Raw genomic sequence first — 26,015 nt, 5'->3', positions numbered from 1 at the left:
TCGGCGGTATGAGCCGCCGCGAGGCGATCCTTTAGGCCATCCAATCGGGGATCCTCCCCGATAAGATCGGGGTCTGATTCATCTTTGCTCATGGGGCGGGTCTAGCATGGTGTGAAGACGAGAAAAATGACGGGGAGGGGTGAAGTGACACGGATGGCAAAAGTGCCGTCTGCCGTCTCCATGAGCATTTGGGGGATTCACAAGAGTCCAGCTTTGTGCTTGATTCGTTCCATGATCCAGCAGGACCTCTTCGCGGCGGCGACGCCCCAGCGGACGACGGGCATGCCCGACATCGTACGCATTATCGCCGAGCACTCGGCGCGGCCGCGCTATACCTTTATGGTGCTTGACCTGATCGCGCGGGTTGCGCGGGCCAACGGGCAGGCGGGACCGCTCGTTCGCGAAGGCGAAGCACTTGTGCCGATCCGTGAATGGCTGGCCGCGACGATCGCACCCAGCGGCGCGCGTCATCATCAGCGCCGCGCGACCGCCGACAAGGTCCGAACTGCGCTCGTCGGCCGGGGAGAGTTGCCAGGTGATCCGACCGAGGCCGACCGCCTGGTCGAGGCGGAAGTCAGTGAGCGTGTCCGCGAAACCGGCATGACGGCAATCAGCCGGGCGGTGTCGGAGCTGGTGAGGGCCGGGCTGATCACGCGGCACTACCAGGGGTTCTTCGTCGATCATGAAAACCGCGGCGCTCAGCGTCATGCGGTCTACACCGTGACCGAGGCGGTCCGAACCGCGCTTCACCCAGGCATCGCCACCAGCGAACATCGACGGCAACCCTATGTCCGCGGCGCGCATGGGCAGCCCCGGGCAGAGGCAGCGCGCGCCTCAGGCTAAATCCCCGGTGCGTGCTGCGGCAGAGCGCGCTTTTCCTGGCGCTCCCATGTCTCGATCAGGAACAGGGCCAGCGAACTGGCGGCGTTGATCGCGAGACGCGCGATGCGCGGGTCAATCCGCCGGAAGCCCTTTTCACGCCCGTGAGCGTCACCACCATGCGTTCGTAGCGCACCGATGCCTTTTGCAACCGATGTCAGGCCGCTCAGGATCTGGCGGACGTCTGCTTCCACTGCGGCGGGCAGGTCGCTGCGCCCCGGCGACAGGTTCAGCGGCTCCTGGACGGCGCGGATAAGGCCGTCGATATCCTTTCGGGGCGGCAGCGGCAGCCCGAGCTCGATGAGGATGGATCTGCAGACAGCCTCGATGAGTGAGCATGCGGCGGTTACTGCATCTTCGGGGTCATCCTGGAGATTGGGGAGGGCGCGCGCTATCTCCATCTGCACCGTGTCGAAGTCCAGTGTTTGGACTTTCTGAATGAAGGGTTCGACGATCGTCCCGGAGCTCTGGCGTCTGGTCAGTACCGCTTTGCCGCCGACGATGACCACCGCCAGCTCGTCTGCGGCGAGCGCTTTGTTGAGATGCTCGCGAACTGCGGTCGCCTTATCGGGTTCTGTAAGATATTCGCGCGGATCGCAGACCTTCTCGATGATGCGCGTGATGTAGACATCGCTCTGGCCGTCATAGTGATTGGCGGTCTGACGCAGGAAATCCGTCGTCGCGGGCACGCGAGAGCTCGCGCCGATACGCATGTCGAGGCCGCAATCGAGGAAGAATTGTTCGATCTTCGGGCCCGACCGATAGATTCCGATCGCCGGGTTGTTATCGTTGCCGGCGCCGCCCGTGATCGTATCGACCAGCGCCTTGATGACAAAGGCAGAGAATTTGTCGCTCATGGTTTGGTTGCCGGGAGAGCAAGGACCGATTGCTTTCCGTCCATCCAGGCAGCGGCCACATGGCTGAGCGCGATCACTTCAGGTGGCCAGCGCAAGCGTGTAGCCCGACAGTTGAGAAAACTGCCGCGCGACCGCTCGGACTCTCCCAACATCAATGCCCATTTTCTCGACGAACTCCCGTTGCAGAGCTGGATCGACCTCGGAGAAAAAGGAGAAAGCGGCAGCGCTGAAGTTGGTCGCGCTGCTAGGATCAGCGATTAATGCCGCGAGTTCATGTGCGGAGAGCTTCGCGCCATAAAGAGCGGTCACCGTCGCCAACACCAAGCTTGCCACCTTTGCCATTCCAACATGTTATCCGGTCGCTCCCTTAGCGCAAGGTAGCGGCGATCATGCACTGTCGGTGCGGTCCGAGCCGCACTTCACCTGAGTATCGCGACCAGCGAGAACCGGCAGCAGCAGTATGTGCGGGGCACACACGGCCGACTTCGAGGGATAGAGGCGCGGTCGGATCGTGGGTTCTTTGCATGAATTTTTAATGAGATTAGTTGCAAAATCCAAGCCGGAAGCATATCTGCCACGCATGGAAACAGGAAGCATGTCCGCCCTTGCGCAACTCAAGCGCCACCTGCGTCCAGGTCAGGTTTACCGCCGCAAGGATCTGGCGCGCTGGTCGAACGCGGTCGACCGCCATGTGCGTCAGCTTGTCGATGAAGGGCGGCTCGAGAAGGTGTCGGCGGGCGTCTATATGGCGCCGCGCAAGACCCGGTTCGGTGTCGCGCCCGCAAAGCCTGAAAAGCTGGTCGAGACATTTCTCGGCGATGATCGGTTCCTGCTGGTCTCTCCAAACGCATTCAACGGGCTTGGCGTGGGCATGACCCAACTCCACAACGAGCCCGTAGTCTATAATCGTAAGCGCCATGGTCGGTTCAAACTGGATGGACGAACGTACGACTTTCGTATGCGGTCTTCGGTTCCCAGGCGGCTTTCCAAGGAAGTCCTGCTTGTCGATCTCCTGCATAACATCGACCGGCTCCCGGAGGACAAGGCGGCAATCCTTCCCCGTGCTCTTGCCAGGGCAGGGGAGATGGACCGCGGGCGGCTCACGCGCGCGGTGAAGGAGTACGGTTCGGCTCGCGCTGAACGGCTTCTCGCGCCCGTCCTGCGACCGGCTCAAGCTGCTGCGGCCTTCCATGCTCCTGCATGACAGCAAGGACTTTTCCGACCTCCTCGCGGTGGTTGCGCGCGACCAGGCGATCGATCCCGGTCTCGTCGAGAAAGACTATTGGATCATGCACGGCCTATGGGGGCTGCAGCAGTTGGGCTTCGCCTTCGAGCTCAAGGGCGGCACCTCCCTGTCCAAGGGCTACGGCCTGATTCATCGTTTTTCGGAAGATCTCGACATTCTGATCCACCCGGACGGCGACCTGCCGACAGGCAAGAACCAGAACAAACTGATCCATGTGGACGCGCGACGGGCCTTCTATGATGGCCTGGTGCCGAAGCTTGCGATTGCCGGTTTCGAAGGCGCAGAACGCGATCAGGCATTCGACGACAGCCGGATGCGCAGCGCCGGAATTCGTCTTCATTACCCCAGTGCCTATCCGCTGCCGGAGGGCGTGAAGACTGGCATCTTGCTTGAAGCCGGCTTCGATCAGGTGGCGCCAAACCGGCCCTGCCTGATCAGTTCATGGGCCTATGACAGGGCTGTTGCATCCGGCTTGAAGGGATTGATCGACAACCGCGCCGTCGACGTGCCCTGCTACGAACCCGGATACACGCTCGTCGAGAAGCTGCAGACGATTTCGACGAAGTATCGCAAACATCTCGAAGACGGCAGCATGCCGCAGAATTTCCTGCGCCACTATTATGACGTCTATTGCTTGTTAGCGGCCCCCGACGTCCAGGCGTTCATTGGTTCGCCGGAATATATCGCACACAAGGAGGCCCGTTTCCCGGCGGCCGACAACGGGAACATCGCCGAAAACTCAGCCTTTCATCTCGAAGACCGGGAAACCCGCGAGCTGTTCCAACGGGCATATGAAACTACTCGCGCGCTCTATTATCGCGGGCAACCGCCCTTCGGCGACATCCTAGCGAGGATCGTCGAGCACGCCGCTCGACTTTAGCGCGAATTTCAGGCTCGACCGTCGCCAGTAAAAGACCCCTCCCCGCGCAATTTTCTCACTTACCATAATTGATCGTTATGGTAAGTATATCACCGCGAAATCGGCAGGGAAGGGGCAATTCCTCAGATGACAACAATCTCGGAAAAACCACGCGGCACAGCGGTGCCGCGTCTTGTGCCGCATAGTCATAACGCCCGGCGCGTGGGCTCGTAGCAAGCGATGTCCGAAAAGCCCACCAACGGCTCCAATGCGGAAATCATCGTCGTCAAGACCGGCGACGCAGCCCTGCCGACGCGCTCGCGGAACGCGGACGCCGAAACCGTCGATACCCGGCTCTTGCGCACGATCGGCGGCATCGTGCCAACCGATCTGCCAGCGATCAGCCAGCTCGGGCTCGAGACGACGCTGGCGGCCATGGCTGACGCGACCAAAGCGGCAATCGCCGCCGATCTCGATTGCTGGCGCGACTGGTGCGGCGAGGAAAATCGGACACCGCTGCCGGCCGATCCCGAAGATATGGTGCGCTATGTGAATGCGCTCGACGCCAAGGGCAAAAAGCCCGCGACGCTCGCGCGCCGCATCGCGAGCCTCGGCTCTGTACACCGCATGATGGGATTGGCGGGCGATACCGCGCCTACCGACGCGCCGATGGTGCGCGCGGCGCTCAAGGCCGTCCGCCGGCGCCGGGGCGCTCGACAGCGCCAGGCAGCCCCCTTGCGGCTGGGCAAGGCGCTGGATACCCATGTCACCAAGGGTTTCACCCTCGCCGCACTGCTCGACGCCTGTGGCGGCGATTTGCAGGGGTTGCGAGATGCCGCCCTGCTCTCGCTGGGCTATGATGCGGGCCTGCGGGTCAGCGAACTCACCGTGGTGGAACGTCTGCAAATCGATCAGCAGGAGGATGGCTCGGCGACGCTGTTCATCCCCTTCTCGAAGACCGACCAGGATGGCGAAGGCGCCTGGGCGTGGCTCTCGGCCGAAACCATGCGGCGGGTTCACGCCTGGGAGGAGGCAAGCGACATCAAGGAAGGACCGCTTTTCCGCCGGGTCGGCGTCGATAGACGGCGCGCGCAGCAGGCAGAACCGGAAACTGCTCTGGCGCGAACGACTTATTCCGTCGGGACAGCATCGCTTACCCGGCAAGGCGTCAACGGCATCTACCGCCGTATCGCGCTGGCCGCCTACGACAAGGGACTGGTGACGCTGCCGGCGGGCAAGCTGCATGACGCGATCCAGGCCCTGTCCACCCACTCTCTGCGTGTCGGCCTGACCCAGGACCTGTTTGCAGCGGGGGAGGATGGCGTCGGCATTGCGCAGGCCCTACGCTGGAGTTCGCCGGCAACCGCGCTGCGCTACGGCCGAAAACTTGCTGTCCGTAGCAATGTTGCCGCCCGCGTCCTGTCTCGCGTCCGTGGTTGAAAGGACAGCTTCTCCACGTCGAAGACATGAGGCGAGCTGCCGCGCGACGGGCTGATCCGCGGCGTGGGATCGTCGTCATAGTGTCAGAGATCGTCCGGGGAGCGTTCTAGGGGCCAGCTGTCTTAGATCGACCATAACGTCGAATCGGTCGTGGACGTGGTCCGTGACCTCACCGGCGGCCGAGGCGTTGACCTCATCGTCGATCCGGTGGGTTCCACCCTAGCGACATCCCTCGCCGCGCTCCGCGACGAAGGAGTCTTGGTGTCCGTGGGCAATGCCGGCGGCGAGGCTCTGACAGTGGATTTTTGGCCAGCGGTGCAGCGAAATCAAACGGTCATCGGCGTATTCATGAGAACCGTCCTGTCACGTGCAGCGGTGCGCCAAACCATCGACATGATGCTCGCCGACGTTGCGAAAGGCAGTCTCACCGTGCCAATCGACAGAAGGTTTCCGCTCGCCGAGGCAGGGGCCGCCCATCGGTATGCCGAGGACAACAAGGTCCTCGGCCGCATCGTGCTGATCCCCTGACGCCGATTTCGCCCAACCGCTACCGAGCGCCTGCTGTCAGGCGATCGCGCCCGCGTCGGCGGTCAAGGTGGTGCCTGTAATTACACTCGCCGCAGGACTTGCTAGAAACACGACCGCATTCGCGATTTCACTCGGCTTGGCGAAGCGGCCCAGAGACGTCAAACTCCGTTGGAAATCTGCCGCCGGGCCGTCTGCGGGGTTCGCGTCAGTATCCACAGATCCGGGCTGCACGAGGTTCACGGTGATGCCCTGCGGCCCGAGTTCACGTGACAACCCGCGAGTGAAGGACGTAAGCGCGGCCTTTGACATCGCATAGGCCGTTACGCCCGGGAATGGGACGCGTTCGCCGAGCCCCGACCCAATCGAGATTATGCGCCCCCGAGCGGAGAGATGCGGAATGGCGGCCTTCGCGAATAGCACTGGTGCTCGCACGTTGACGTCCATCAGCTTCTGATACTCGGCCACATCGAGGTCGGCGATCAGACCGGAATGGCCGATCGCCGCGCTATTGACGAGAATATCAAGACCACCGAGCGCCGAGACGGCCTCGCTCACGGCGCGCGTGATCGCATCCGGGTCTGCGCTATCGGCCTGTATGGCGACCGCGCGACGTCCGACACCATGTATAGCTTGAGCAACCTCGTCAGCCTTTTCGGCGGCGTGCTGGTAGGTGAACGCGATGTCCGCGCCGCTTTCGTCCAGCGCCAGCGCGATCGCGGCTCCGATGCCTCGCGAAGCTCCCGTAACCAACGCACGTTTTCCATTCAGATCGATCATATATTTGTCCTTTTCTACCATTTTGACGCTGCCGGTGGCGCGAGTCCGTATGATGCAAGGCGCGAGCAGTGTGCAGCTCAGTCTCAGCTCGTCATGTTGTGTGAAAGCTATCGCCGCCCGTCACGTCCGCCTCGCGCAAGTGCACGATTGGCGTCGGCAATTTGGTTCGGAGCCTCGTCATCGCTTCGCATTTCCTTCCGTCCTTGAGATAGGTCAGCGACAAGGAAACGGCATTCCCGATACTACCTTACTCTTGCCTGATCCTACCAAGTGACTAACTAATGGGTATGTTTGATCTCGAGATTGCGACCCGCCGCCTGCTTGACGATATCGCACCCCATATTGCTCCGCGTGGCGCGCTTGTTGGGCAGGCAACACCTGTTCCACGCTTGACGCTATGGACGAGCACGAGTGTCACGCCCCCCACAGCGGCGGTATTTGAGCCTATGTTCTATGCCGTCGCGCGTGGCGCAAAAGTCCTGACGATGGGCGCCAACCGTTTCGAGATGTCGGCCGGCGACTGCGCTGCGTCATCCTTTGGGCTGCCCTATTCTCATCAGCTCATTGGCGCGACGCCGGATGCTCCGTATGTCGGCATCAGCCTCCATCTGGACGTCGATAGGCTCACAAGGGTCGTACTCGACATGCCTAAACATCAGGAGCGATGGACATGCGCGGTAGCGGCGGGCGATCTGGGTGGCGTGGTCGGCGAAGCGTTCACGCAACTCGTCGGCCTTGTGAACGCGCCTGACGACATAGGGGTGCTCGCGCCACTCTACGAAAGCGAACTCTATTATCGTCTCCTGCAAAGCGCGATGGGCGGTACGCTACGTCAGATCGTGGAGCGGAACGATCGTGTTCGGCAAATCAAGGCGGCCGCAGACTGGCTAGGCGCCCATAACGACGAACCAGTGATCATCCAGGAATTGGCAGCAAGCGCAGGCATGAGCGTGACTTCATTTCATAGGCACTTCAAGGCTGTTACCGGATACAGCCCGCTCGCCTTTCAGCGTCAAATGCGCCTTCTCGAAGCTAGAAAGTTGCTTGTGGCTGGCAGCACCAATGTGGCGCGTGTTGCATTCGAGGTGGGCTATCAAAGCCCGGCCCAGTTCAGCCGAGAATACAAGAACATGTTCGGCAACTCACCGCTGATCGATCTGCAGCGCTGACCTGACCTGATGATGTTCAGCAGGAACAAATGCTGAGAAACCCGGGTCCTCGCGTGCAACGGGACGGTCGAGACACGTATTTCGCCGTCCGTCAGAAATCATTGCGCAAGGAGGTAGAGCTGTTTCTCTCGGTAGTCCCAGACAGTCTTGAAATTCCGCAGGAAGACAAAACCGAGTTCGAGTTCTGTATCTTCGGTAATTCCAACCGGCGCTGCGCTGGCCGACGCGCCCTCTTCGACCTCGATGCCCGGAGCGCTGACGTCGATCCTATCGGCAATCCGAACAGTCGCTAGGTCGAATGTGTCCGGGTTTTCCGTTGAGCTTAGCTGACCACCGTCAAGCAGGCGCCGTCTTTTTTCCTCACCGATATTCAGAGACCCATACATGCCGGTGTCCAGGCTGACGATCGCATCCACATCGCCGATACGCGCCCGTATCAAAGGGATGTTGGGGAGCTTCCGGGTTTCGAACGGCAATGCTGCAACGAGCTTTTCGCCACCCAGAAATCTGTCAGGACCTTCTTCGTAGAAGGTAACTTCTAAATGCTGATAATCAAGTTTCATAGCGTAGCTGGAGAAAAATCCGTAGCCGATCCAGCCTAAAAAATCTGGCGTGATCTTCTCGAGCATACGCGCGTCCTGGCTCCGCACGCTGGTTACGCGCGGATAGTCGATATCCCCGATACGAATCTTCCGGACCTCAGAATGGAGGCGCACATCGTAGGTCTGGCCACTGCCGAAATGACCGGTGCCTATCTTGCTTCCCCCAACTAACGGCACCCGATGATCGTTGATCACAAGGGCATCCTGCATACCGGTGTCGAGCATGAACTTGCCCCTCACACCTGCGATCTCGCCCTCGATGAAGGGAAACTCCCGGACCATGACAAGAGGCAGTGTAACTGTCTTGCCGGCCAGCCGCATTTCCGGAGCGCGGTCTGATTTGGTTGAGATTGGAGGATTGGCGGTCGCAGATAGAGGTGTCACCAACGCTACCAAGAGCGACAGCTGTATCGCTTTACATCGCATGATGACTTTCAGATTGGCCGATAATCCTGATTGAGGGCCCTCATCGGAAGTAGTGATGGCCGCTTTAATCTCCAATTGCATTTTTCTGGTCGCTTTCGTTCGTCGGCATTGTTGGCTGGTTCACTTTCCACGTGAGTGGCCGTCCGGCTCTTACAACACTCGTTCATTCCCGGACTCGCGCGCGAGCGTGCCCACTAGCGGTTCGGGCCGGGGCTGAAGGAGCAGCCGATCGCTTCCTGACATGGCGTCTCCCTGGACCTGCTCGGAAAGGCGCTCATCGTCGCGACGGCGGATATCTTCAGCAACGTCAGCAATCTCAGCCTCGGGAAAGCCCAGCACGCGCAGACCTTCAGCGCCCATCACATAGGCGGACTCGACTGTCTCTCGGACCTGATAGCCTACGCCAGCCCGGATCAATTCCACCGCATGCGCACGGTCGCGGCTTCGAACCAGGAGTTTCGCCTGCGGAAACTCATGCTGCGCCAACTCTACGATCTGCATCGCAGCCTTGGGATCATCGATGCAGACCATGATGACATCGGCACCGCCTGCGCCGGAATGATGCAGCACATCGAGCCGCGCGCCGTCTCCAAAGAACACCTTGAATCCATATCGCTCCGCGTCACGGATTCGATCTGGATCGTTGTCAATGACTGAAAGGTCAACGCCCTGGGCCAGAAGCAGTTGGGAGGCGATTTGCCCGAACCGTCCAAAGCCTATTATCAGCACGCGTCCTTTCAGGTCACGGGCATCATCGACGCCGTCCATCGACGTCTCCGTCCGCAAGACCCGCTCGGCCGCGATCATCAGCAGCGGGGTCAAGGCCATCGAAAGGATGACGACGGTGGCGAAGACGGCATTCTGTCGTGAGTCGATGACGCCACCGGCCGTTGCAGCCGTGTACAGGACGAATGCAAACTCACCGCCCTGGAGGAACATGGAGGTGCGATGGAGCGCCTGGTGATTGGAGCTGCCGAAAAGCCGCGCGACTCCATAGACGACCACGGCCTTGGCGACCGTGAAGGCAGCCAGCATGGCAAGCAGAAGCCGCCATTCGGCCGCAACGATCGCGAGATCGAGGGACATGCCGACAGCTAGGAAGAAAAGCCCCATCAGTAGGCCGCGAAAGGGCTCGATGTCGCTTTCTATCTGATGGCGATAGCTCGAGTTCGACAGCATGACGCCGGCGAGGAATGCGCCCATGGCCATCGAGAGGCCCGCGACGTCCATCAGCAACGCTGCCCCGAGCACAACGAGCAGTGCTCCCGCCGTCAGGACCTCGCGGGTCCGCGCACGGGCGAGGAGCGCGAAGAATGGATTAAGCGCCCAGCGCGAGATGCCGAGCAGCGCGAACAACGCGGCAACTGCAACCAGCAAATTCGCCCATGATGCCTCCCCGTGAGACAAGGGTGACAGAAAGCCGACCACCGCAAGGAGCGGAACGATCATCAGATCCTCGAAGAGGAGGATCGCGACAGACTTCTGCCCCTCGCTCCCCGATATCTCTCCGCGATCCTGCAACACCGACATGATGACGGCTGTCGAGGAGAGGACGAAGCCAGTCCCGGCGATGAATGCGACAGGGCCCGGCAAGCCGAAGAGGAGCGCGCCGGTCAATCCCAGGGTGGCGATAGCGGCAGCGACTTGCGCAAGCCCCAGCCCAAAGATCTGGCCGCGCATCGCCCATAATTTATAGGGTCGCAGTTCGAGCCCGATGACGAAGAGAAACATCACCACGCCAAGTTCGGAGAAGTGAAGGATGGATTGCGCATCGGTGAAAAGACCCAGCACCGATGGCCCCACCAATACACCGGCGCCGAAATAGCCGAGCACTGATCCCAGTCCGAGCCGCCTGAATAGCGGCACCGCAAGGACAGCCGCGCCCATCAATGCGACGGCAGGCCCAATCGTTTGTCCAAGGCTTACATCAGCCATGGTCGCCCTCGGGGTTCTTTCGGAATGGGCTCAATTTTGATTCCTCCCGTCGGACGTAATCGGGGCTGTTTCTTGTGCATCCTGCTTCGGCCATCGCAGTTGCACGAAGCGGCTGATTTCGTGTTGGAGCTCAAGGTCTTCCGGGGTTCCGCCCCCGAAGCCCCCGTGCGGCATCGCTTCGAAGATATGCAATTCGGCCGACACGCCCGCCCGGCGCAGCGCGCGGTGCATACGAACTGTGTTGGAAAGAAAGAGGTCGCGGGTGCCCGACTGTAGAAATGTGGGCGGAAAGCCACTCAGGTCACCATATAGCGGTGATATGTGGGCCTGCGAAAGGTCAGCCCCGGCCGCGTAAAGTAGGTTGCTCGACGTCAGACGCGTAGGCAGCACCAGATCCACAAGCCAATTTGTCTCGAAGCTATCGCCGGACTCCGTCAGATCGACCTGCGGCGACAGCAGCACCAGCCCAGCCGGGAATGGCAAACCCTCGTCTCGCGCTCTGAGCAGGGTCGCGGCCGCAAGATTGCCGCCTGCCGAACGTCCACCGATGACGACGTCTTCCGGTCGGTGGCGCTCAAGCACGTAGCGATAGGCCGACAGGGCGTCGTCCAACGCTGCGGGAAAGGGATGCTCGGGCGGGGTTCGGTAATCCACGCCGTAGCATTTCACGCCATTTTGGTCGGCCTGCATCTGCGCTCCCACACGGCAGGCCTCACCGCCGCCAAACACCAGCGCGCCGCCATGGAAGTCGATATAGGCGCGCCCTTCGTCCGTTAGCGTTCGCGGCGTAGCAAGATGGATCGTTGCGCCATGCCCGGTAAGCGTTTCGACGGTCGAGCCGGATTGTCCGGCCAGCGCATTCACCGCCACCGCATATTGGCCGTCGACCTGGGTCTTGACGTGCAGCCATGCCTGAAGGTCGTCGGGGCTGGGCGCGACGAAGGCCGCGTTCAGCACGCTCCCGTCGGCGCGGACAAGACGTTCCAGCGCGGCACGAGCGGCGTCGCTTATCGAGGACGGGAAAGGGACGGTGTGCTGCGGTACGGCTACGCCGAAGTTCGGATCGTTCATCTGTGCTCGAACTCTTTGATGATGCAGGTACGGATATCCGCCTCCAGGGCTTCCGCCAGCGCTGCGTTGTCATGTCACGATCGCGGTCACCCGAATCTCGATCCGCATTTCCGGAAGACCAAGTGCGTCGACACCAACCTGCGTCCAGATCGGCGCATGATCGGGCATATAGCGCCTGAATAGCGTTGCCATCGTCTCGTTGACCACCGGCGGGAATCCGCCGACGTGGTACGAGTTCACATGCACAACATTCGCCCAGCTTGCCCCCGCGGTGGAGAGTGTGCGCTCGACATTTTGAAAGGCCTGCGCGATCTCGTTTTCGAGGTCGGCGGCTATGACAAGATCGTTGTTCCAACCTCCCTGACCGGAGATTTCCACGCGGTTCCCGATACGCACGGCCTGAGAGTAATGGAGCAGGTCTCGAAGTCGGTCGCCATAACCGGGCGTGACGAAGAATGAGGGTGGTTGCATGATCGTCTCCACGAAGGGGAAAGGTGCGACGGCGCTTTACATGTCGGGCGGGTGAGCCCGCAGATAGCTTCTTCGCGTGATCGACCACCACTTCCACATGCTCAAGCGGCCAGTTCTGCTGGCGGGCGAACCAGCGCACGGTGATGGCACTGCATTCGGCCAGGGCGGCCGTCATTAGCTCGAAGGGGTTTGGGCCAAGTCCCTCGCCGCCAGCGCTGATCGGCTCATCACCAACAATGCTGTGAGCACCCATTTCGATTTGAACTGCAAAGAGGCTTTCACCGGTTTCCGAAGCCGTCGCGCGGGTACGCAGTGCCACCATTCGATTTCTCTCCGATCCGTCAGCGCGGATCTGCATGGCGACGCCGCGCGTCGGCGTTGATGGAGGCCGCACGACCTGAGTTCTCGAGACGCGTGATGCACAGGCGGCGACCGGCATAGTCGAAAGCGATCACGCCACCGTTCCAAAGAGGGACGCCCAGGGTGCCGTCGATCCCAGTGCCTTCAAAAGCCGGGACGTCCGAGGTAAGGCTGACCTCCAGCGATCCGAAGCTGGAAGCGCCTGCACGGACATCGGCTACGCGAACGACCGCACCTTTCACCGCACCGCCGACGCCATAGCCTATTTCTTTCGCGACGGCCTTTTGGAGCAGCCTCTTGCCGGGTTCGCTACGAACGAAGTCGCCCCCCAGAACCAACGAACTGTGGCGGGTGCCAAGGTCGACCAGCACCTTGAGGCGAACCGGCCGTTCGCCGCCATCCGGGAGGACTTCGATCTCAACGACTGGAGACTCGAGCACGATCTCCAGCGGAATGGGAGAAGCACATCGAACCGTAGCTCCTGATCTGTCGACGGTTACCTGCCGGCGCGCGTAGTCGACACTGACCGTTCCGTTCTGGAAGGCTGGCGCACCAAGAAGTACATCGACGGGAAACCCGGCCGAGGATGACAGATTGCCAAGATCGACCGCGTATGCGGCGAGGTTCTCGAACCGGAACGGCCCCGCCGCCAGCCGTGAAATGGTGACGGGCATAAGCGCCTTCGCTTCGTTGCCGCCACCGGCGGCATCACCGGCCGAGCCACCCTCGCTGAGGCCGAGTTCCTTGCTGGCCTGCCGGTCGATGAGCACCGCACCCGCCCCACTGTCAAGAACCCCGCTTCGTCGCTGTCCGTTCACGTCCACCGATATCCGGACAAGGTTGTCCGCCAACTCGAAGGGTATGACGGTCACCTCTGAGGTCGTTGGAGTCGGGACGCGGGACGCGGGCGCAGGTGCGTCCTGCACCCTTGCCGGCGATCCTGCCTGACCGCTGCCAGCGAGGAAGAGCGCCGCCACAAGTGCGACGCTGCTCGACACTGAGCCGCTCATTTTTCGGCGCTAGCCGGTTGCGCCGGCTCGTCCGGCAGTGGGATGAATTCGCCATCGTCCGCATCCGGCAGCTTCATGCGGCCCGCCTTCCAGTCGGATGCCGCCTGGGCGAGCCGATCCTTCGAGGACGACACGAAGTTCCAGAAGATGTGGCGCTCGCCGATGGGCTCGCCGCCGAGAACCATGACGGTCGAATGCGTCTTGGCCTTGAAGTGCGAGGCACCCGCACCCAGCACCAGCATCTGGCCGGCTTCGTAGCGCGTGCCGTGCATCTCGATCGCGCCCGCCGCGATGTAGAGCGCGCGTTCCTCGTGCTTGTCCGGCACCTCGGCAACCGCGCCTGGCTCCATCTCGAGATGGGCGTAGAAGAGTGGGGAATGGGTCTTGGCACCCGCCGTGAGGCCGTAGGCGCTGCCGGCGATGAGATGACCGGCAACCCCGCCGTCGTTCCAGTGCGGAAGGTTCGTTCCCGCATAGTGGGTGAAAGATGGCGCCGTCTCCTCGAACTCCTCAGGCAGCGCGACCCACGCTTGGATACCATGCAGGCGGTCGCCGACCGCGCGGGCATGCTCGAAACGCTCGCTGTGCGTGATTCCGCTGCCAGCCGTCATCCAGTTCACTTGCCTTGGCCGAATCGGCTGCTCGTAGCCCAGGCTGTCCCGGTGCATGATCTCGCCCGAGAACAGATAGCTCACGGTCGAAAGCCCGACGTGGGGATGTGCCCTTACATCGAACTTGCGGTCGAGGCCGAGAGCCAGATCGACCGGTCCCATGTGGTCGAAGAAGATGAAGGGGCCAATCATACGGCGCTTCGCGAAAGGCAGGACGCGGCCGACTTCGAAGCCGCCGCCCAGGTCGCGGCGACGCTGCTCGATGACCATTTCAATCATGGGGGCTCTCCGGCGCGATGATGTCGGCATATTCGGGATGCCGCGCGTAGTAGGCGGCCATGAAAGGGCAAAGCAGAACTGCCTTGCGTCCTGTGGCACGGATCGCCTCAAAGGTGCCGTACGCGAGTTTCGATCCGAGCCCTTGTCCGATATGCACCGCGTCCTTCAGATCCAGCGCTTCGGCCAGTTCCGCGACGTCGGCCGCATAGGTGTCCATCTCGTTGCCGATATCGGTCTGATCCGAGCGGCCATGGCCGCGCCGGTCATGCGCGACCACACGGTAGCCTTTGCCGAGAAAGAACAGCATCTGGTTGTCCCAGTCGTCGGAGCTCAGTGGCCAACCGTGATGGAACACGATGGGCTGGGCGTCGCGCGGTCCCCAATCCTTGTAGAAAAGGCGGGTGCCATCCTTTGTCGTTAGTGTTGACATCTACTGGTCAATCCTTCTCGTCGGAGTGTCTTCCTGTGGCTCAGATCAGCCACAATCGCAGTGCGGCCGGCTTGGAGGCCATGGTCTGGCGAACGGTGCCCGGCATCAGTTCCGCGTCACGCTTCCCGCGTACGATTGCGCGATCCGCGTCGGCATGCTGCCCGATTCTAACCTGATCGCCAGAAGAATTGGCCCGCTTATCGGTAAGTACGTCGCGTCGCCGGCCTACATTGCAAAGCACGGATCACCGGAAACGCCCGAAGAGCTGGTGACCCATCAGGCGCTGATGCAGGGAACCGAGACATGGCTCGCTACGGTCGATGACAAGGTCATCACGATGCGACCGCAAGGTCGGTTCAAGGCTGACAACGGCGTCGCCCTGGTCGCCGCTGCGGTGGCCGGGATCGGGATCGCAGCTCTTCCTAACGACCTTATCCAGGAACATCTGGACTCGGGCGCACTGGTGCCAGTGATGCCGAATCATCCCATCCCTGAGCATGGCATTTACGTCGTCCGTCCGCCGGGACAGCACCCGTCGCGTAAGATTCGGGTCCTCACCGAGATGCTGATCGAGTGTTTCGGGCGCTCGACCGAGGATACGGAAACGCTCTCAGTATGAAGACCCCCATCAGCTTGACTTCGCCCTCAATGCGAAGGCGGTTTCGGCCCTTCTCCCACGACGCTTGCGAGGCCCCTCGGAACGGGCGCGCACCGCTGGGACTTCGCGGTCGACGGCGAACGTCGATTGACGTCGGCAGAACTCAGGCAAGGCGCCATCTGCCTCTCTCCTCCCGCAGCAGCGTGGATCAGCGCTGAGCGCCAAGGAAAGCATGCGGCGTCTCGTGGCTGGGATCGTGCCCGCGGCGAGCACCATAGATCTGTGCCCGCCGCCAGGTCTGTCGTTTGGACTTACTTCTCTCCGTAGTAGCTCCCGAAGTATTTGACGGGCGACCATGCCGGAAGGATCGCGGGGAGCTCTGGCGAAAGGTTGCGATAATCCTGCCCGCCGAAGACGACTTTGCCGTTCATGACAGTCAGGACAGAGGAGACCGACTTGATCTGGTCCTCCGGCACCGCGAAGTAATCTCTGTCGAGCACCGCGAAGTCGGCCAAATATCCGGGAGCGATGGCGCCGATCTCCGCTTCTGCGTTCATGAACCACGCGCCTCCGATGGTGAAAAGTCTCAGCGCCTCGGCTCGGGTAAGCCGGTTGTCCTTGGCGAGCGCTTCGGATCCGGACACGGACTTGCCGGTCACCATCCAGCTTATGCCAACCCACGGATTGTACGTCGCTGCCCGGAAGGCATCGGTGGTCATGGCCAGCGGGATGCCGCTGTCGACGAGCATGCGAAGGCGCGGCGTCTCCAATGCCTTCTCCCGACCATATGTCTTGATGAAGCCATCTGCGTGCAGCGCCATCTTGCCATCCAGGGCGATACCGCCCCCCAGCTTCTTCACCCGAGCGATATTCTGCGGACTGATGGTCTCGGCGTGTTCGAGACTCCACCGCAGCCCGCCGAGCGGAATGGTTTCGTTCACCTTCTCCAGAGCATCGAGGAAAGGCGAGATGTTCTCGTTATAGCTGATGTGCATGCGAAACGGGATGCGCCGCTCGACCAGCTTCTTCACATCCTCCTCGACGAAGCGCCGCATCGTGTCCGGCTCGATGACGACCGCTGGGCGGTCGAAATTCTCGTGGTCGTGCACTTCTCCGCTCAAGACCTCGCCGGCTCCGCGATACTCATGCCCGTGCGCCAAGGCGGGATACAGGTTCTGTCCCGGGCTGATCGGCGCGGTCTTCGTGATCGCCTCAAGCTCCAGATCCACCATGTTCACCGGCCCGCCATCGCCGAGTTGCAGATCTACAAAGGGCATACGCACATTGAGGCGGTTGTCGCGAGCAAGGACGCTTACCCTTGCCTGCGCGTCGGGATATGGCCACCTGCCGCCGTTATCGATAATCGAGGTCACGCCGAACCGGTTCAGGCCGTGAACGCTATAAGCCAGCGAACTCACCTGTTCGTCGAAACTGGGCTGCGGCACCATCGCTTCCAAGGCAAGAAACAGCCACGTGTAGCCGTGGACCACGCCGGTGGGATTTCCGCGGCCGTCTTTTTCGATCTCGACGCCGTCGAGCTTCGGAAACCGATCAGTCCCTACGCCGAGCGCCGTCATCGCCTGCTTGTTCAGGAAGGCCTGATTGTACGCATATTGCACGATCGCAGGGTGATTGGGCACCGCTTCGTGTAGCTCGTCCAGCGTCGGGAATCGGTTCTCCTTGAACTGATAAGGAGACCAACCTCCGATTACCTTGACCCACTGACCTTCCGGCGTGCGTCTTGCCTGCTCGCGAAGCATCGTCAATGCTTGGCGCAGCGTCGGCACACCATCCCAGCGGACATTGTAGTTGAAGGCCAGGTCATTGAGGACGTGGATATGGGCATCGACAATGCCAGGCACGACCCTACGGCTGTGGGCATCGATCACCTTGGTCGAAGGGTTCTTCAGGGCCAAGATGGCCTCATCGGGGCCGACCGAATAGATCCGCCCGTCCTTGACGGCCAATGCCGTCGCCTCTGGCTGGGCACGGTTGCCAGTGAAAATCTTCGCGTTGAAAACGATCAGATCAGCGCCAGAGTTCTGCGGCGCCGGCTGCGCCTGAACTGCGGAGAACCAAACAATCGCTACGAACCCGATCAATGCTTTCCGGATCATTTTCACTCGCCCCATAAGATGTTCGAAATGGCTCGGCGTACCCGCTTAGTTATCGGCGACGGCACTCGCGGCGGTCCGGGTTGCGTTCGCAACGCTGCTGGCGCGCCCGTTCGGCCATGATCTGGCCGTCCCTGGCGATGCGTGAGAGCCTTTCGGTCTCCTCAATCGACCGGAGTTGTTTGGTGTCGCGCCTGTGCTGCTGCGAAAGCATGCAATCGCTGAAGGCGGGTGTGCCATACCTGTTGCCGAAGCTCTCGCACGTGCGCGCGTCCTCGCGTTGCTTCCGATTCCAGCCTTGCGCGCTCGCGTCATCTCCTCCGAAACCCATGCAGAGCATGGTGACGATGCCAACGGATACGAGAGCGGCGTGTTTACGTGCGAGAAGGCGTAGCATTGGGACTCCTGGTACTGTTCCGACGAGGCGCCGCGGTTCGTGTGCGATGCGAGCAGTTTCGTCGTCGGCTTCGTCGCACCCGCCTCCTAATGGGACTAACAATCCTGTGGTCGCGCCAGTAGCTCCACAAAATGACTTGCTGTGTCGCGTAATGCGGAACGCCATCGCCCTTACCAGTCAAGCGCCGCGATCACTTCGAATTATCGTTGCCCAATCAGTCAACGGCATCAGGTCGCGGCGCCACACTGTCGATCACTCCGGCGACCCCGGCGCCTGCGAGTTGGAGCGACTGATTTGGGAAGGTCCCGCTTGATGCCCGGAGACATTCCAACCGTGCCCCAGCCTCGCAAGTCACGGCGACGCAGGCATCTGCATGGATTCGCTCCTGTCTGTCTTGAATGACAGGAGCGGCGCGTCGGGCGGCCGAGGCCGGGTCAAGGATCGCGAAGCGACCGCGAAGCGGCGGTGGGGGTCACGATTTTCTTGGGCGGCCACGGATGCCGAAGGAGAAGCGCTGCGCCTGATCCGCCGAAGAAAATGGTGGGGCCCCGCCGTCCTTGAGGCGGTCTCGGGCGTCCGACATAATGGGAAGTCTGTGAGAGATGTTTCCTCTCGTCGGGAGACCCCGGCAAGGCGTAGCGGCGTGCGAACCGACTGGTCCGCTTGGGCCGCGAGCGAGCCGGAACTTGATGCCAGCGGTAAGAAGAAAGGGACCGAGCGCGGGGCCCGGTCCCGGATGGCGTCAGGGATGACGACCGCAGTGGCAGTAGTTCTCGTCGATGCCGCTGATCGAGCAGAGGCCGGGTCCGAAACCAGCGGCCATGACCTCGGGATCGTCGATATAGCCAAGCTCGGTGGCGATCGCGATTGCCTGTGACCGGAGCGCCGGATCGAGCTTGTCGATGGTCGGCTCCAGCGCCTCAGTGAACCAGCGCTCATACATCTCGTAGCTGCCGCCGGCGGTCTGGCGCATGATCGCTTTCGAGACGCGGTCCGCCTCCTCCCGAAACTGCGCCAGATTGTCCGATTGGGCGGCTGCGGATAGCGGGTCGTCCTGCGGAGTGTGCGCCTGTTGTGGGCGGTGTTCGGCTGCGACCTGGTATGTCCTGCCGCAGTTCGAACAGCGGGCGCATTCATCGACCTCGTCATAATGCTCAGGATCGTAGAGCGTCGCGCAGTACGGGCAGATCGGAGTGTTGAACAGCGCCCGGAGATCGTCGGAAAGTTTGTCCATAAGAGCCTCCATCGGGATGATGCCGTGCTCCCCATTTCTCATCGATGAGGATGGGCTCATCGGGACGCGGTGTTGAGGCGGTCATGGGAGCGGTCGAAGAAGTTGCCGAAGAAGCTGACGGCATTCTCGACCCCTTCGAGCCATTCGCCGCGCAGGTTGCGGGCGTCGCGTTCGACGAATTCGCCATATTTTTCGAACAGGCGGTTGAGCGGATGATCGCCAAGCACCTCGATCAGCGCGTCGATCGCGGCTTCGATCGTCTCGGTGCGCAAATGGCCGTTACTCAGGACGATGGTCGTCATGGTCGTTCCTCTCGAGTTTGGAGTTGATCGAGCGGGGCAGACGCCGCCGCCGCGCGTGGATCAGCGGCGTCGACCTACCGGCTTGGCTCGCTCGGCCGCGCGGCGCTCGAAGATGTTCGCGAGCTGGGCGGGATCATTGCCGGGCCGGGCTTCGATGATGTCGTCACGGAAGCTCAGGTCGATGCCGACCCGCAAGATGTTGCAATGGTTGACGGCCTCTCGGCAGACGTCCGCCAGTCGCAGCAGGACGGGGCGGTGGCGGCCAGGATCTTCCACCGCAGACCGGAAAATGCGATCATGGGACCCTCCATAGCGCGAGCGACAGGTGAGTTGTCCGCGCGCGGTGGCATGGCGGCCTCGCCAGGCTTGCGGCGCGGTCCGGCGATTATCGTCTGCTGCGGGGTGGCACGGCTTGGACGGTCGAGGGACAGGCCGTCAGTTGGGCTCGTCGAGCCAGTTCTCGATTCTAAGGGCGCGGATGCGCGAGAATTTGCCGTAGTTGGCGGTCACAAGCACCGCGTCCAGGGCATAGGCATGGGCCGCGATGAACAGGTCGTTCGGGCCGATCGGTTTGCCCGCTGCCTCGAGCTCGGTGCGAATTCCGCCATATTCGGTGTCGGCCGGAACATCGAGGGCGAGAACCTGGATGCTGTCGAGGATCGCTTCGATCTGCGCCAGGAGGCGGGGCGATCCCTTCTTGGCGCAGCCGTAGCGAAGTTCGGCGGCCACGATGATGCTGACGCAGATGCCGTCAGGGCCGACCTCGGCAATCCGCTTCGCGATGGCCCCGTGCGGATTGCGCGCAAGCTCGGACACGATGTTGGTGTCGAGCATGTAGAGCGTGCTCAAAGGTCTATGGCCTTTGCCGGCAGCAGAGTATCGTCGACGTCCGGGAACTCGTCATCGGTTCCGAGCGGGTCGAGGCTCGCCAAGACTTCGAGAATATTCCGCCGACGGATCGGCTCGAGAATGAGCCGCTCGCCGTCACGGTGGATCATGACGCTCGTTCCGGGAAGCTCGAAGTCGGCCGGGATACGCACGGCCTGGTTCTTGTTGTTGCGGAACAGCTTGGCTTCCCGCGAGGCTATCGGTTCGGATCGTGCCATGCCGTCCTCCTTGCATATACATAGACATATACATTGCGGTCGGCCATTTCAATGGCGGACAGCAACAGGAACCTCGGCCCTGGCGTCTCACACCGCGAGATAGCAGTCATGGGCGAGCAGGAATGCCTCGGCGACGGACTCGCCCTCGGCGAGCAGGCGCGGCTCGCGCGAGCCGGCCCAGATCGGACGGGGCAGATCGTCTCCCATGGCAAAGCGCCAGCGGGTGAGGCCGTTGGCGGCCTCCAGAACGAACCCGGCCTCGGTCGTCTTGAAGCGCTCTATGGTCGCCTTCTCGTCGCCGAAGTCGGGCATGTCGGCTATCCGCTCATGGCCGGCATAGCGATGCTCCCACGGCGTGAAATCCCCGATCTGGTCGGGATGCACGCCAAGGATGCGCTGGTCGATGGCAGCCCGGAGCGATCGGAAATCCTCGGCCGGGGCGATCTCCTCATGGGTCAGCCAGATCCACCCGTCAGACCCGGTGAGCGGCAGAACGATCCACGAGCCGCGATTGCATTGCCAGCCCGAGAGGCCGACGCCCCCTTGCCCATAACTGCCGAGGTGGCTCGAAAAGTCGGTGAGCATACGGCCTTCCGGCCAAACCGGCGGCATGGGACCGATGACGCTGTTGCCCCTGACGGCGCTGAACGAGCCCCGGTCCCATATACTGTCTCGGTTGAGGACCCGGCGCTTGGTTCTGCCGGTGCGAGGAAGGTCGAGCACGCGGCGTGCCTTCTCGAGCGGATCCTCGCCCTGACGGACGGTGACGGCGAGGCGGAGGGTGTCCGCCTCGGCGGGCGTGACGACGAACGTGAAGCTCGCCTTGGTGAAGTGGTTGGCCATGCTGGCTCCTTGGGAAAAGGGATGCGGCGCACGGCGGGTCCCCGGCCTCGGAGACAGGCCCGGCCCCCTTCCCCTGCCCCGCTCCCCTTTCCGTGCACGGAGCTCGGACCGCAGCAGACGCGCGGAGGATATCCGCGGCCTTGGTCAGCGATGGCGGGAAGGTGCGGGCGGCGTTACCGCCCTACGGGCAAGTCTAGGCCCTGCGCTTGCGGCGGCGGGGAGGCCCGACATGGTCGGCGGACACTTCGAGGTCCACCGCGAGCTGGGTGAGCGTGCGCTGCGCGCCCAACCGCTGCAGCCCGTCCATCCGGCCGTCTAGCTTGAGCGTCTTGATCCGCGATCGAACGAGCGAAGCGGCGACGCGCAGCGTGTGGGGATCGAGCTCGGTCATGGGACTCGAACATAGCGCGGAAGGCGCGTCGAGGCGAGCGCTCAGCCATCCTCTGGAAAGTCGCGCCAACGGCGAACCAGCTCGATCATCTCGGCCTTGCGGCCGAAGGCATCGGGATAGATCGCGCCTTCATGCTGGCCGAGAAACCCGATGATGGTTGTCATATGGGTCGCGATCGTCGCGTCGACGCCGAACAGATCGGCGATTGGGAAATGACCGCAATCATCGCCATTCCACCAGGCAAGCAGGAAGTTCGCGACCCGTCGCGCCTGACCGGTGTCGGATCGAGCGATCTCGATCAGCCGGTCGAGGGCATGGCGCGTGGCGGCGTCGCTGAAGGGTCCCTTGTCCACGGCATCAGCCTATAGCAGCGATATGGTCACGGGAACCGGGAACCGGAGCACCAAGCTCGGGATCGAGACCCGGCGAGCCCGCCGGGTTGCCGCGCAAGATCCACGGCATCGGCTGGATGAGCCGCGCCCAGTCGGCAAACGACGGTATCCGCCCAAGATCCTCTGCAACATGCTGCTCCCCGATGAGCCGGACCGGAATGTCCCGCCCGTCGCTGTTGCGGATCGTCACGCCAAAGATCGTCTCGAGGAGAAAAATACCCTCGGCATGATGCCTCAAGGCGCGGTGGCGCGGATCGGCGATGATCTTCTTGGACTCGTCGAACCACTGGTGAAGCGGCAGATAGTCCTCGGTATAACCGCCCCATCGGCGGACCGAACTCAGCGCATGATAATGGCAATGCGACATCGCTAGAGCTCCGTCTCGCTGGTTTCATAGTCGATGAAGCGGGTGTTGTGCGTCAGTGTCACCGAGCCGGAAGCGACATCGATGCCGATGATGCCATGGGCCCCTTCGCCGTTCTCCCAACCGCAATGATGCGTGCAGACCGCATTCTCGGCGAACGCGCTCAGAGCATCTTCGAGGTCGATCGTCCGCGTCGTGACAGAGCCATTATATTCGAGCGCGAAATGGTCGCACAGGATGGCCGGAAGCTCAGCGCTGGCGTCGTCGCGATAGGCGAAGACATCGCCCATGCTGCCTTCGTCGCCGCCTCCGTCATAGTGGATTTCCACGCGCGCGATGCCGTGTTCGCGCAGCAATGGAAGGAAGGCAGTCTTGCAGCGCGCCTCGACGTCCTGGACAGCGGTAAGACCGATCTCGATCTCCGCGACGATCGCGGCCTCGGAAGCGGACTGGTCGGAAGTGAGTTGCTGGGTCATGCGGCGATCTCCTGGATCAGGATCTTCGCGGCTTCGGCGCTGGCCGGATAGGCGGCGGCGAGGTTGCGGTGAAGGGTTTCGAAGTCCGGGATGGCGAAGCGTCCGTCGGCATTGGGCCGCGTAGCGAGCAGCGCACTTGTGACGATGTCATCGATCCGGTCGCGATCGACTGTCGGGGCGCTGCCGTCTTCATAACGGACCGGCGGCGCGAACCCGGCCTCGACCCAGCTTTCGAGGCCGTCCTGCGCGGCCACGGTATAGGCGGCAACAGCGGGATTACGCCGATAGGCAAGCGCATCGACCTTGAGGCCAAGCGAGTAATAGACGCCGAAGTCGTGGCGGTTGGTGACCGACACGAGCGTGCAGCCGTCGGGCGGCGGGCCGAAACAGGCAATGATGGCGGCGCGGTAGGCGGCGACTTCGAGCCGGTTCAGCCGCTCGAAATCGGGCGTGTGCCCAAGCTGGGCGCAGTCCTCGTTGGCGGGGGCACCGCCGAGGTCGATGATGTCGGACATGATTGTCTCCCGTCACGATTGGACAGGAGCCACGCTCCCCCTCCTCTCTACGGCCGCAGGCCGGTCGGGCGGGGATTGAAGCTGACAGGAAAACTGGTGAGCAAACTTGAAGAGTTGGACCAAGTACGGTATGTTGAACGAAATCGGATTTTGTTGGACAAGAGACAATGGCTAAGAATAGCGGAGCGCGCCGTACTACTGACGGCGGGAAACACCAAGGCGGCTGGTCGGGCAAGCGCAGTGTCGGAACGGGCCATATCCTGACGGTTCATAGTACCCAAGTCGAAGCCGTGATGGCCGCCGCGCAGCGGTCGGGCCTGCTACATGAGAAGAGCGGCCGGATCGGCGGCCGGGTTAGCCCTGCTCTCGTCGAAAAGGCGAAGGCTCGAACCGGCATCGAGACGGACACCGATCTGATCGAGTTCGCCCTCGCCAACATCGCTCTTGAGGACAAGTTCGCCGAGAAATTCAAAGCTGCGCGCGGCAAGGTGGATCCGGATCTGAAGCTCGGCTTCTAATATGGCGGGCTTCGATGTTTCAGCAGCGATGCGCTGGGCGCGTTTCGACCCGCGTCGTACCTTGGCGCGGCGGCCAGACGACATCCTCCCGTTCGCGGAGCAGGATGAACTGGGCGGACAAGCGCTGCTGCTCGACACATGTGTCTATGTCGATCAGATGCAGGGTCGCGCCCCGACACTGGTTGAGCAGCTCGTCGACAGACGGCAAGTCAACCATTCGACCGTGGCTATTCAAGAGCTGATGCATACTGTCGGCGTGCTCGATCCGGGTGATCCCCGCACGGCTGGCGTGGTGAAAGTGATCAGGGCGCAAATCGAGGCCATGCCTGATCACCGCGTCTTCACACCCGACGCGGAAGTGCTCGGGCGCGCAGCTCTTCTCGGCGGCGTTCTGTCGCGCATACAGGGTTACGCACGGGACGCACGGCTCAAGGCGCTGCACGACTGCGTACTTTTCCTTCAGGCGCAGAAACTCGGTTTCACGGTGCTTACCGCGAACATCGCTGACTTCGACTACCTGCTGCAGCTTGTGCCGACCGGTCGCGTTATGCTCTATAGGGCTAGCTGAGGGTCGGAGAGGCAGGGCTTGGCCTGGGGCGCTGAAGCAAAATAGCCCCCGCTCGTTAGAGCGAGGGCCTGGGTGATTCGCGAGAGTCGGGCAGCGTTAGCTTGCGAACGCGTGTTCGGCGGAGGACTGTCCGAGGCCGGCCTCGGTGCCCTGGGTGGCGGGGCCGGCGGTCTCGTCGGCGCCGGGCAGCGGCGGCAGGCCCTCGTCGGCCTTGGGCGCCATCTCCGCGGCGAGATCGCGGCGACGCGTCGGGCGCGACCAGACGACGTTGTAGCTGCCGTCCTCCTGGCGGAACGCCGACACGTAGAGCGGCGCGGCCAGGCTCGGGTCCTCGATCTTGCCGTTGAGGAACGCCTCGCCCGTGCCGTTCGAGAACAGCTCGAACAACGCACCCACCTGCACCCACGCCCGCGACGCCGACAGCGCCAGAACCTCGAACTTGGGCGCCTTGGGATTGGCCGAGTGCACCTCGCGCAGCGCAACCGTCATGGCGATCGCCAGCGTCGCGATCTTGCCGACGAAAATGCCGGCGTCATTCTGCTTGATCGAACCGATGTTCATGGGAAAGTCTCCTGAAAGCGGTCTCGAACACCGTGTCCGAGCCACCTTCATGCCTCCCACTCCCCTCCTCGGCCGTTCGGCCGAGCAGGCGCGCAAGCGCCCCATCCGAGGCACGCGCAAGCGGCCTCGGGGCGAAACTCGTTGGGCGCTTGTGTTAGTTTATCGAGCCGAAGAGACGCCTCTTGGCCTCTGCCTGATGCAGGCCGTCCTTCACGCCGACCGTGGCGTTCATGTCCGCCGTGAGATCGGCAGCCAGCGTCTCGGGAATGTCGGCATAGGCTTCGACCACCCTGATAGCGACCTCTGGGCTCGGCAGCGCGCCCGGCTCCGTGCCAAGCCAGATCGTCGCTTCGCCCTCTTCGGGTTCCTCATCGGTCGGCGTGAATATCTGGGCGAAGAAGGTCTGAAGGGGTCTGTCCCATCCAACCACCGCCTTGATGACCCCGTTCCCCGGTCTCGGTTTCAGTTCGTAGCGGCTCATGTCTGGCTCCGACGAATGCGATGATCGACGTGGCGGGCCGCACCTTCGGCGCTGCGCAGCGCCTTGCGGACCGCGGCGGCGGCGCGCGGGGCGCCGCTCTGGGCCAGAAGGTGGCGCGCGCTGCGAAGCTGGTCAATCGCCTCCCGCACGGCGTCGCGGTCTGCCGGCCTCGCGGCTCTGATGGGTCGCATGGGATTGGTCCCTT

Annotated in this window: 35 protein-coding genes and 1 pseudogene; 9 read left to right on the top strand and 27 right to left on the bottom strand. The window is 62.3% G+C overall.

The window, feature by feature from the left end:
* Positions 1 to 231 precede the first annotated feature (231 nt).
* On the top strand, positions 232 to 843 hold the full coding sequence (locus LQ220_RS14190; RefSeq protein ID WP_066769767.1) for a hypothetical protein: 612 nt from the start codon (positions 232 to 234) through the stop codon (positions 841 to 843).
* Here LQ220_RS14190 and LQ220_RS14185 read toward each other — a convergent pair.
* Together LQ220_RS14185 and LQ220_RS14180 are read right to left on the bottom strand one after the other, a co-directional pair.
* On the bottom strand, positions 840 to 1,736 hold the full coding sequence (locus tag LQ220_RS14185; protein WP_066769770.1) for an abortive infection family protein: 897 nt from the start codon (positions 1,734 to 1,736) through the stop codon (positions 840 to 842). The two genes, LQ220_RS14190 and LQ220_RS14185, sit on opposite strands and share 4 nt — an antisense overlap.
* Positions 1,737 to 1,814: 78 nt before the next feature.
* Positions 1,815 to 2,078, bottom strand: coding sequence for a hypothetical protein (locus LQ220_RS14180; RefSeq protein ID WP_230188890.1), 264 nt, complete (start codon positions 2,076 to 2,078; stop codon positions 1,815 to 1,817).
* Between the two features lie 253 nt (positions 2,079 to 2,331).
* Between LQ220_RS14180 and LQ220_RS14175 the strand changes: the two genes are divergently transcribed.
* The 4 genes from LQ220_RS14175 to LQ220_RS14160 all read left to right on the top strand — a co-directional run bounded on the left by LQ220_RS14175 (position 2,332) and on the right by LQ220_RS14160 (position 5,809).
* The gene (locus LQ220_RS14175; RefSeq protein ID WP_066769803.1) at positions 2,332 to 2,940 is read left to right on the top strand and encodes a hypothetical protein; all 609 of its coding nucleotides are present in this window, start codon (positions 2,332 to 2,334) and stop codon (positions 2,938 to 2,940) included.
* Positions 2,927 to 3,862: a nucleotidyl transferase AbiEii/AbiGii toxin family protein gene (locus LQ220_RS14170; protein WP_066769775.1), complete on the top strand. Its 936-nt coding sequence runs from the start codon at positions 2,927 to 2,929 to the stop codon at positions 3,860 to 3,862. Before LQ220_RS14175 ends, LQ220_RS14170 begins: the two co-directional genes overlap by 14 nt.
* A 219-nt stretch (positions 3,863 to 4,081) precedes the next feature.
* Entirely contained in the window at positions 4,082 to 5,281 is a 1,200-nt protein-coding gene (locus LQ220_RS14165) for a tyrosine-type recombinase/integrase (protein ID WP_066769777.1), read from the top strand.
* 126 nt (positions 5,282 to 5,407) lie between these two features.
* Complete coding sequence (locus tag LQ220_RS14160; RefSeq protein WP_082733607.1) at positions 5,408 to 5,809, top strand: zinc-binding dehydrogenase; 402 nt, start codon at positions 5,408 to 5,410, stop codon at positions 5,807 to 5,809.
* 36 nt (positions 5,810 to 5,845) lie between these two features.
* On the opposite strand, the gene LQ220_RS14155 is transcribed toward LQ220_RS14160, so the two are convergent.
* Positions 5,846 to 6,586 carry an SDR family oxidoreductase gene (locus tag LQ220_RS14155; protein ID WP_230188889.1) on the bottom strand — a complete coding sequence of 247 codons (741 nt, stop codon included), beginning with the start codon at positions 6,584 to 6,586 and terminating at the stop codon, positions 5,846 to 5,848.
* A gap of 281 nt (positions 6,587 to 6,867) precedes the next feature.
* Between LQ220_RS14155 and LQ220_RS14150 the strand changes: the two genes are divergently transcribed.
* Positions 6,868 to 7,755, top strand: coding sequence for an AraC family transcriptional regulator (locus LQ220_RS14150; RefSeq protein WP_230188888.1), 888 nt, complete (start codon positions 6,868 to 6,870; stop codon positions 7,753 to 7,755).
* 98 nt (positions 7,756 to 7,853) lie between these two features.
* On the opposite strand, the gene LQ220_RS14145 is transcribed toward LQ220_RS14150, so the two are convergent.
* The 8 genes and pseudogenes from LQ220_RS14145 to LQ220_RS14105 all read right to left on the bottom strand — a co-directional run bounded on the left by LQ220_RS14145 (position 7,854) and on the right by LQ220_RS14105 (position 14,950).
* On the bottom strand, positions 7,854 to 8,864 hold the full coding sequence (locus LQ220_RS14145; RefSeq protein ID WP_125723805.1) for a hypothetical protein: 1,011 nt from the start codon (positions 8,862 to 8,864) through the stop codon (positions 7,854 to 7,856).
* A gap of 69 nt (positions 8,865 to 8,933) precedes the next feature.
* The gene (locus tag LQ220_RS14140) at positions 8,934 to 10,718 is read right to left on the bottom strand and encodes a monovalent cation:proton antiporter-2 (CPA2) family protein (RefSeq protein WP_230188887.1); all 1,785 of its coding nucleotides are present in this window, start codon (positions 10,716 to 10,718) and stop codon (positions 8,934 to 8,936) included.
* A gap of 30 nt (positions 10,719 to 10,748) precedes the next feature.
* Complete coding sequence (locus LQ220_RS14135; protein ID WP_051767932.1) at positions 10,749 to 11,789, bottom strand: alpha/beta hydrolase; 1,041 nt, start codon at positions 11,787 to 11,789, stop codon at positions 10,749 to 10,751.
* 69 nt (positions 11,790 to 11,858) lie between these two features.
* Entirely contained in the window at positions 11,859 to 12,260 is a 402-nt protein-coding gene (locus LQ220_RS14130) for a RidA family protein (protein ID WP_030538465.1), read from the bottom strand.
* 31 nt (positions 12,261 to 12,291) lie between these two features.
* Positions 12,292 to 12,513 (bottom strand): annotated as a pseudogene (locus tag LQ220_RS24930) (OsmC family protein); the annotation flags it as partial.
* A gap of 88 nt (positions 12,514 to 12,601) precedes the next feature.
* The gene (locus tag LQ220_RS14120) at positions 12,602 to 13,630 is read right to left on the bottom strand and encodes a retropepsin-like aspartic protease (protein ID WP_230188886.1); all 1,029 of its coding nucleotides are present in this window, start codon (positions 13,628 to 13,630) and stop codon (positions 12,602 to 12,604) included.
* Positions 13,627 to 14,520 (bottom strand): pirin family protein, encoded by an 894-nt coding sequence (locus LQ220_RS14115; protein WP_030538470.1) that lies wholly within the window; start codon positions 14,518 to 14,520, stop codon positions 13,627 to 13,629. Before LQ220_RS14115 ends, LQ220_RS14120 begins: the two co-directional genes overlap by 4 nt.
* Positions 14,513 to 14,950 carry an alpha/beta hydrolase gene (locus tag LQ220_RS14105; RefSeq protein ID WP_290369044.1) on the bottom strand — a complete coding sequence of 146 codons (438 nt, stop codon included), beginning with the start codon at positions 14,948 to 14,950 and terminating at the stop codon, positions 14,513 to 14,515. Before LQ220_RS14105 ends, LQ220_RS14115 begins: the two co-directional genes overlap by 8 nt.
* Here LQ220_RS14105 and LQ220_RS14100 point away from each other — a divergent pair.
* Complete coding sequence (locus LQ220_RS14100) at positions 14,922 to 15,569, top strand: substrate binding domain-containing protein (protein ID WP_354957819.1); 648 nt, start codon at positions 14,922 to 14,924, stop codon at positions 15,567 to 15,569. The two genes, LQ220_RS14105 and LQ220_RS14100, sit on opposite strands and share 29 nt — an antisense overlap.
* 290 nt (positions 15,570 to 15,859) lie before the next feature.
* On the opposite strand, the gene LQ220_RS14095 is transcribed toward LQ220_RS14100, so the two are convergent.
* The 13 genes from LQ220_RS14095 to LQ220_RS14040 all read right to left on the bottom strand — a co-directional run bounded on the left by LQ220_RS14095 (position 15,860) and on the right by LQ220_RS14040 (position 23,682).
* A complete protein-coding gene (locus tag LQ220_RS14095; RefSeq protein WP_188084301.1) occupies positions 15,860 to 17,665 on the bottom strand; it encodes an amidohydrolase in 1,806 nt (601 codons plus the stop codon).
* Positions 17,666 to 17,714: 49 nt separating this feature from the next.
* On the bottom strand, positions 17,715 to 18,059 hold the full coding sequence (locus tag LQ220_RS14090) for a hypothetical protein (RefSeq protein WP_051767939.1): 345 nt from the start codon (positions 18,057 to 18,059) through the stop codon (positions 17,715 to 17,717).
* A 742-nt stretch (positions 18,060 to 18,801) separates the two neighbouring features.
* Positions 18,802 to 19,293 carry a hypothetical protein gene (locus LQ220_RS14085; protein ID WP_230188884.1) on the bottom strand — a complete coding sequence of 164 codons (492 nt, stop codon included), beginning with the start codon at positions 19,291 to 19,293 and terminating at the stop codon, positions 18,802 to 18,804.
* A 56-nt stretch (positions 19,294 to 19,349) separates the two neighbouring features.
* A complete protein-coding gene (locus LQ220_RS14080) occupies positions 19,350 to 19,595 on the bottom strand; it encodes a hypothetical protein (RefSeq protein WP_230188883.1) in 246 nt (81 codons plus the stop codon).
* A 60-nt stretch (positions 19,596 to 19,655) separates the two neighbouring features.
* Positions 19,656 to 19,790: a hypothetical protein gene (locus LQ220_RS24925; RefSeq protein WP_290369043.1), complete on the bottom strand. Its 135-nt coding sequence runs from the start codon at positions 19,788 to 19,790 to the stop codon at positions 19,656 to 19,658.
* Between the two features lie 240 nt (positions 19,791 to 20,030).
* On the bottom strand, positions 20,031 to 20,429 hold the full coding sequence (locus LQ220_RS14075; protein ID WP_230188917.1) for a type II toxin-antitoxin system VapC family toxin: 399 nt from the start codon (positions 20,427 to 20,429) through the stop codon (positions 20,031 to 20,033).
* Between the two features lie 11 nt (positions 20,430 to 20,440).
* Positions 20,441 to 20,701, bottom strand: a complete 261-nt coding sequence (locus LQ220_RS14070) for an AbrB/MazE/SpoVT family DNA-binding domain-containing protein (protein WP_230188882.1) — start codon at positions 20,699 to 20,701, stop codon at positions 20,441 to 20,443.
* A gap of 87 nt (positions 20,702 to 20,788) precedes the next feature.
* A complete protein-coding gene (locus LQ220_RS14065) occupies positions 20,789 to 21,544 on the bottom strand; it encodes a hypothetical protein (protein WP_230188881.1) in 756 nt (251 codons plus the stop codon).
* 193 nt (positions 21,545 to 21,737) lie between these two features.
* On the bottom strand, positions 21,738 to 21,935 hold the full coding sequence (locus tag LQ220_RS14060; protein WP_230188880.1) for a hypothetical protein: 198 nt from the start codon (positions 21,933 to 21,935) through the stop codon (positions 21,738 to 21,740).
* Between the two features lie 41 nt (positions 21,936 to 21,976).
* The gene (locus tag LQ220_RS14055) at positions 21,977 to 22,288 is read right to left on the bottom strand and encodes a hypothetical protein (protein ID WP_230188879.1); all 312 of its coding nucleotides are present in this window, start codon (positions 22,286 to 22,288) and stop codon (positions 21,977 to 21,979) included.
* A gap of 4 nt (positions 22,289 to 22,292) precedes the next feature.
* The gene (locus tag LQ220_RS14050; protein ID WP_230188878.1) at positions 22,293 to 22,694 is read right to left on the bottom strand and encodes a hypothetical protein; all 402 of its coding nucleotides are present in this window, start codon (positions 22,692 to 22,694) and stop codon (positions 22,293 to 22,295) included.
* A gap of 2 nt (positions 22,695 to 22,696) precedes the next feature.
* Complete coding sequence (locus tag LQ220_RS14045; protein WP_230188877.1) at positions 22,697 to 23,167, bottom strand: DUF6878 family protein; 471 nt, start codon at positions 23,165 to 23,167, stop codon at positions 22,697 to 22,699.
* Positions 23,164 to 23,682 carry a hypothetical protein gene (locus LQ220_RS14040; RefSeq protein WP_230188876.1) on the bottom strand — a complete coding sequence of 173 codons (519 nt, stop codon included), beginning with the start codon at positions 23,680 to 23,682 and terminating at the stop codon, positions 23,164 to 23,166. The genes LQ220_RS14045 and LQ220_RS14040 overlap by 4 nt, the downstream gene beginning before the upstream one ends.
* 167 nt (positions 23,683 to 23,849) lie before the next feature.
* Between LQ220_RS14040 and LQ220_RS14035 the strand changes: the two genes are divergently transcribed.
* A complete protein-coding gene (locus LQ220_RS14035) occupies positions 23,850 to 24,200 on the top strand; it encodes a hypothetical protein (RefSeq protein ID WP_230188875.1) in 351 nt (116 codons plus the stop codon).
* A 1-nt stretch (position 24,201) separates the two neighbouring features.
* The gene (locus LQ220_RS14030; RefSeq protein WP_230188874.1) at positions 24,202 to 24,768 is read left to right on the top strand and encodes a hypothetical protein; all 567 of its coding nucleotides are present in this window, start codon (positions 24,202 to 24,204) and stop codon (positions 24,766 to 24,768) included.
* Between the two features lie 96 nt (positions 24,769 to 24,864).
* On the opposite strand, the gene LQ220_RS14025 is transcribed toward LQ220_RS14030, so the two are convergent.
* From LQ220_RS14025 to LQ220_RS14015, 3 genes are all read right to left on the bottom strand, one after another.
* The gene (locus LQ220_RS14025) at positions 24,865 to 25,329 is read right to left on the bottom strand and encodes a DUF736 domain-containing protein (protein ID WP_230188873.1); all 465 of its coding nucleotides are present in this window, start codon (positions 25,327 to 25,329) and stop codon (positions 24,865 to 24,867) included.
* 154 nt (positions 25,330 to 25,483) lie between these two features.
* Positions 25,484 to 25,810 (bottom strand): hypothetical protein, encoded by a 327-nt coding sequence (locus LQ220_RS14020; RefSeq protein ID WP_230188872.1) that lies wholly within the window; start codon positions 25,808 to 25,810, stop codon positions 25,484 to 25,486.
* Positions 25,807 to 26,001, bottom strand: a complete 195-nt coding sequence (locus LQ220_RS14015) for a hypothetical protein (protein ID WP_230188871.1) — start codon at positions 25,999 to 26,001, stop codon at positions 25,807 to 25,809. The genes LQ220_RS14020 and LQ220_RS14015 overlap by 4 nt, the downstream gene beginning before the upstream one ends.
* Positions 26,002 to 26,015 lie beyond the last annotated feature (14 nt).

Source organism: Sphingobium sp. CECT 9361, from assembly GCF_918741285.1.
Taxonomy (GTDB): Bacteria; Pseudomonadota; Alphaproteobacteria; order Sphingomonadales; family Sphingomonadaceae; genus Sphingobium.
The sequence above is the reverse complement of the archived record's forward strand: the minus strand, read 5'-3'. Positions and strand labels throughout refer to the sequence as shown.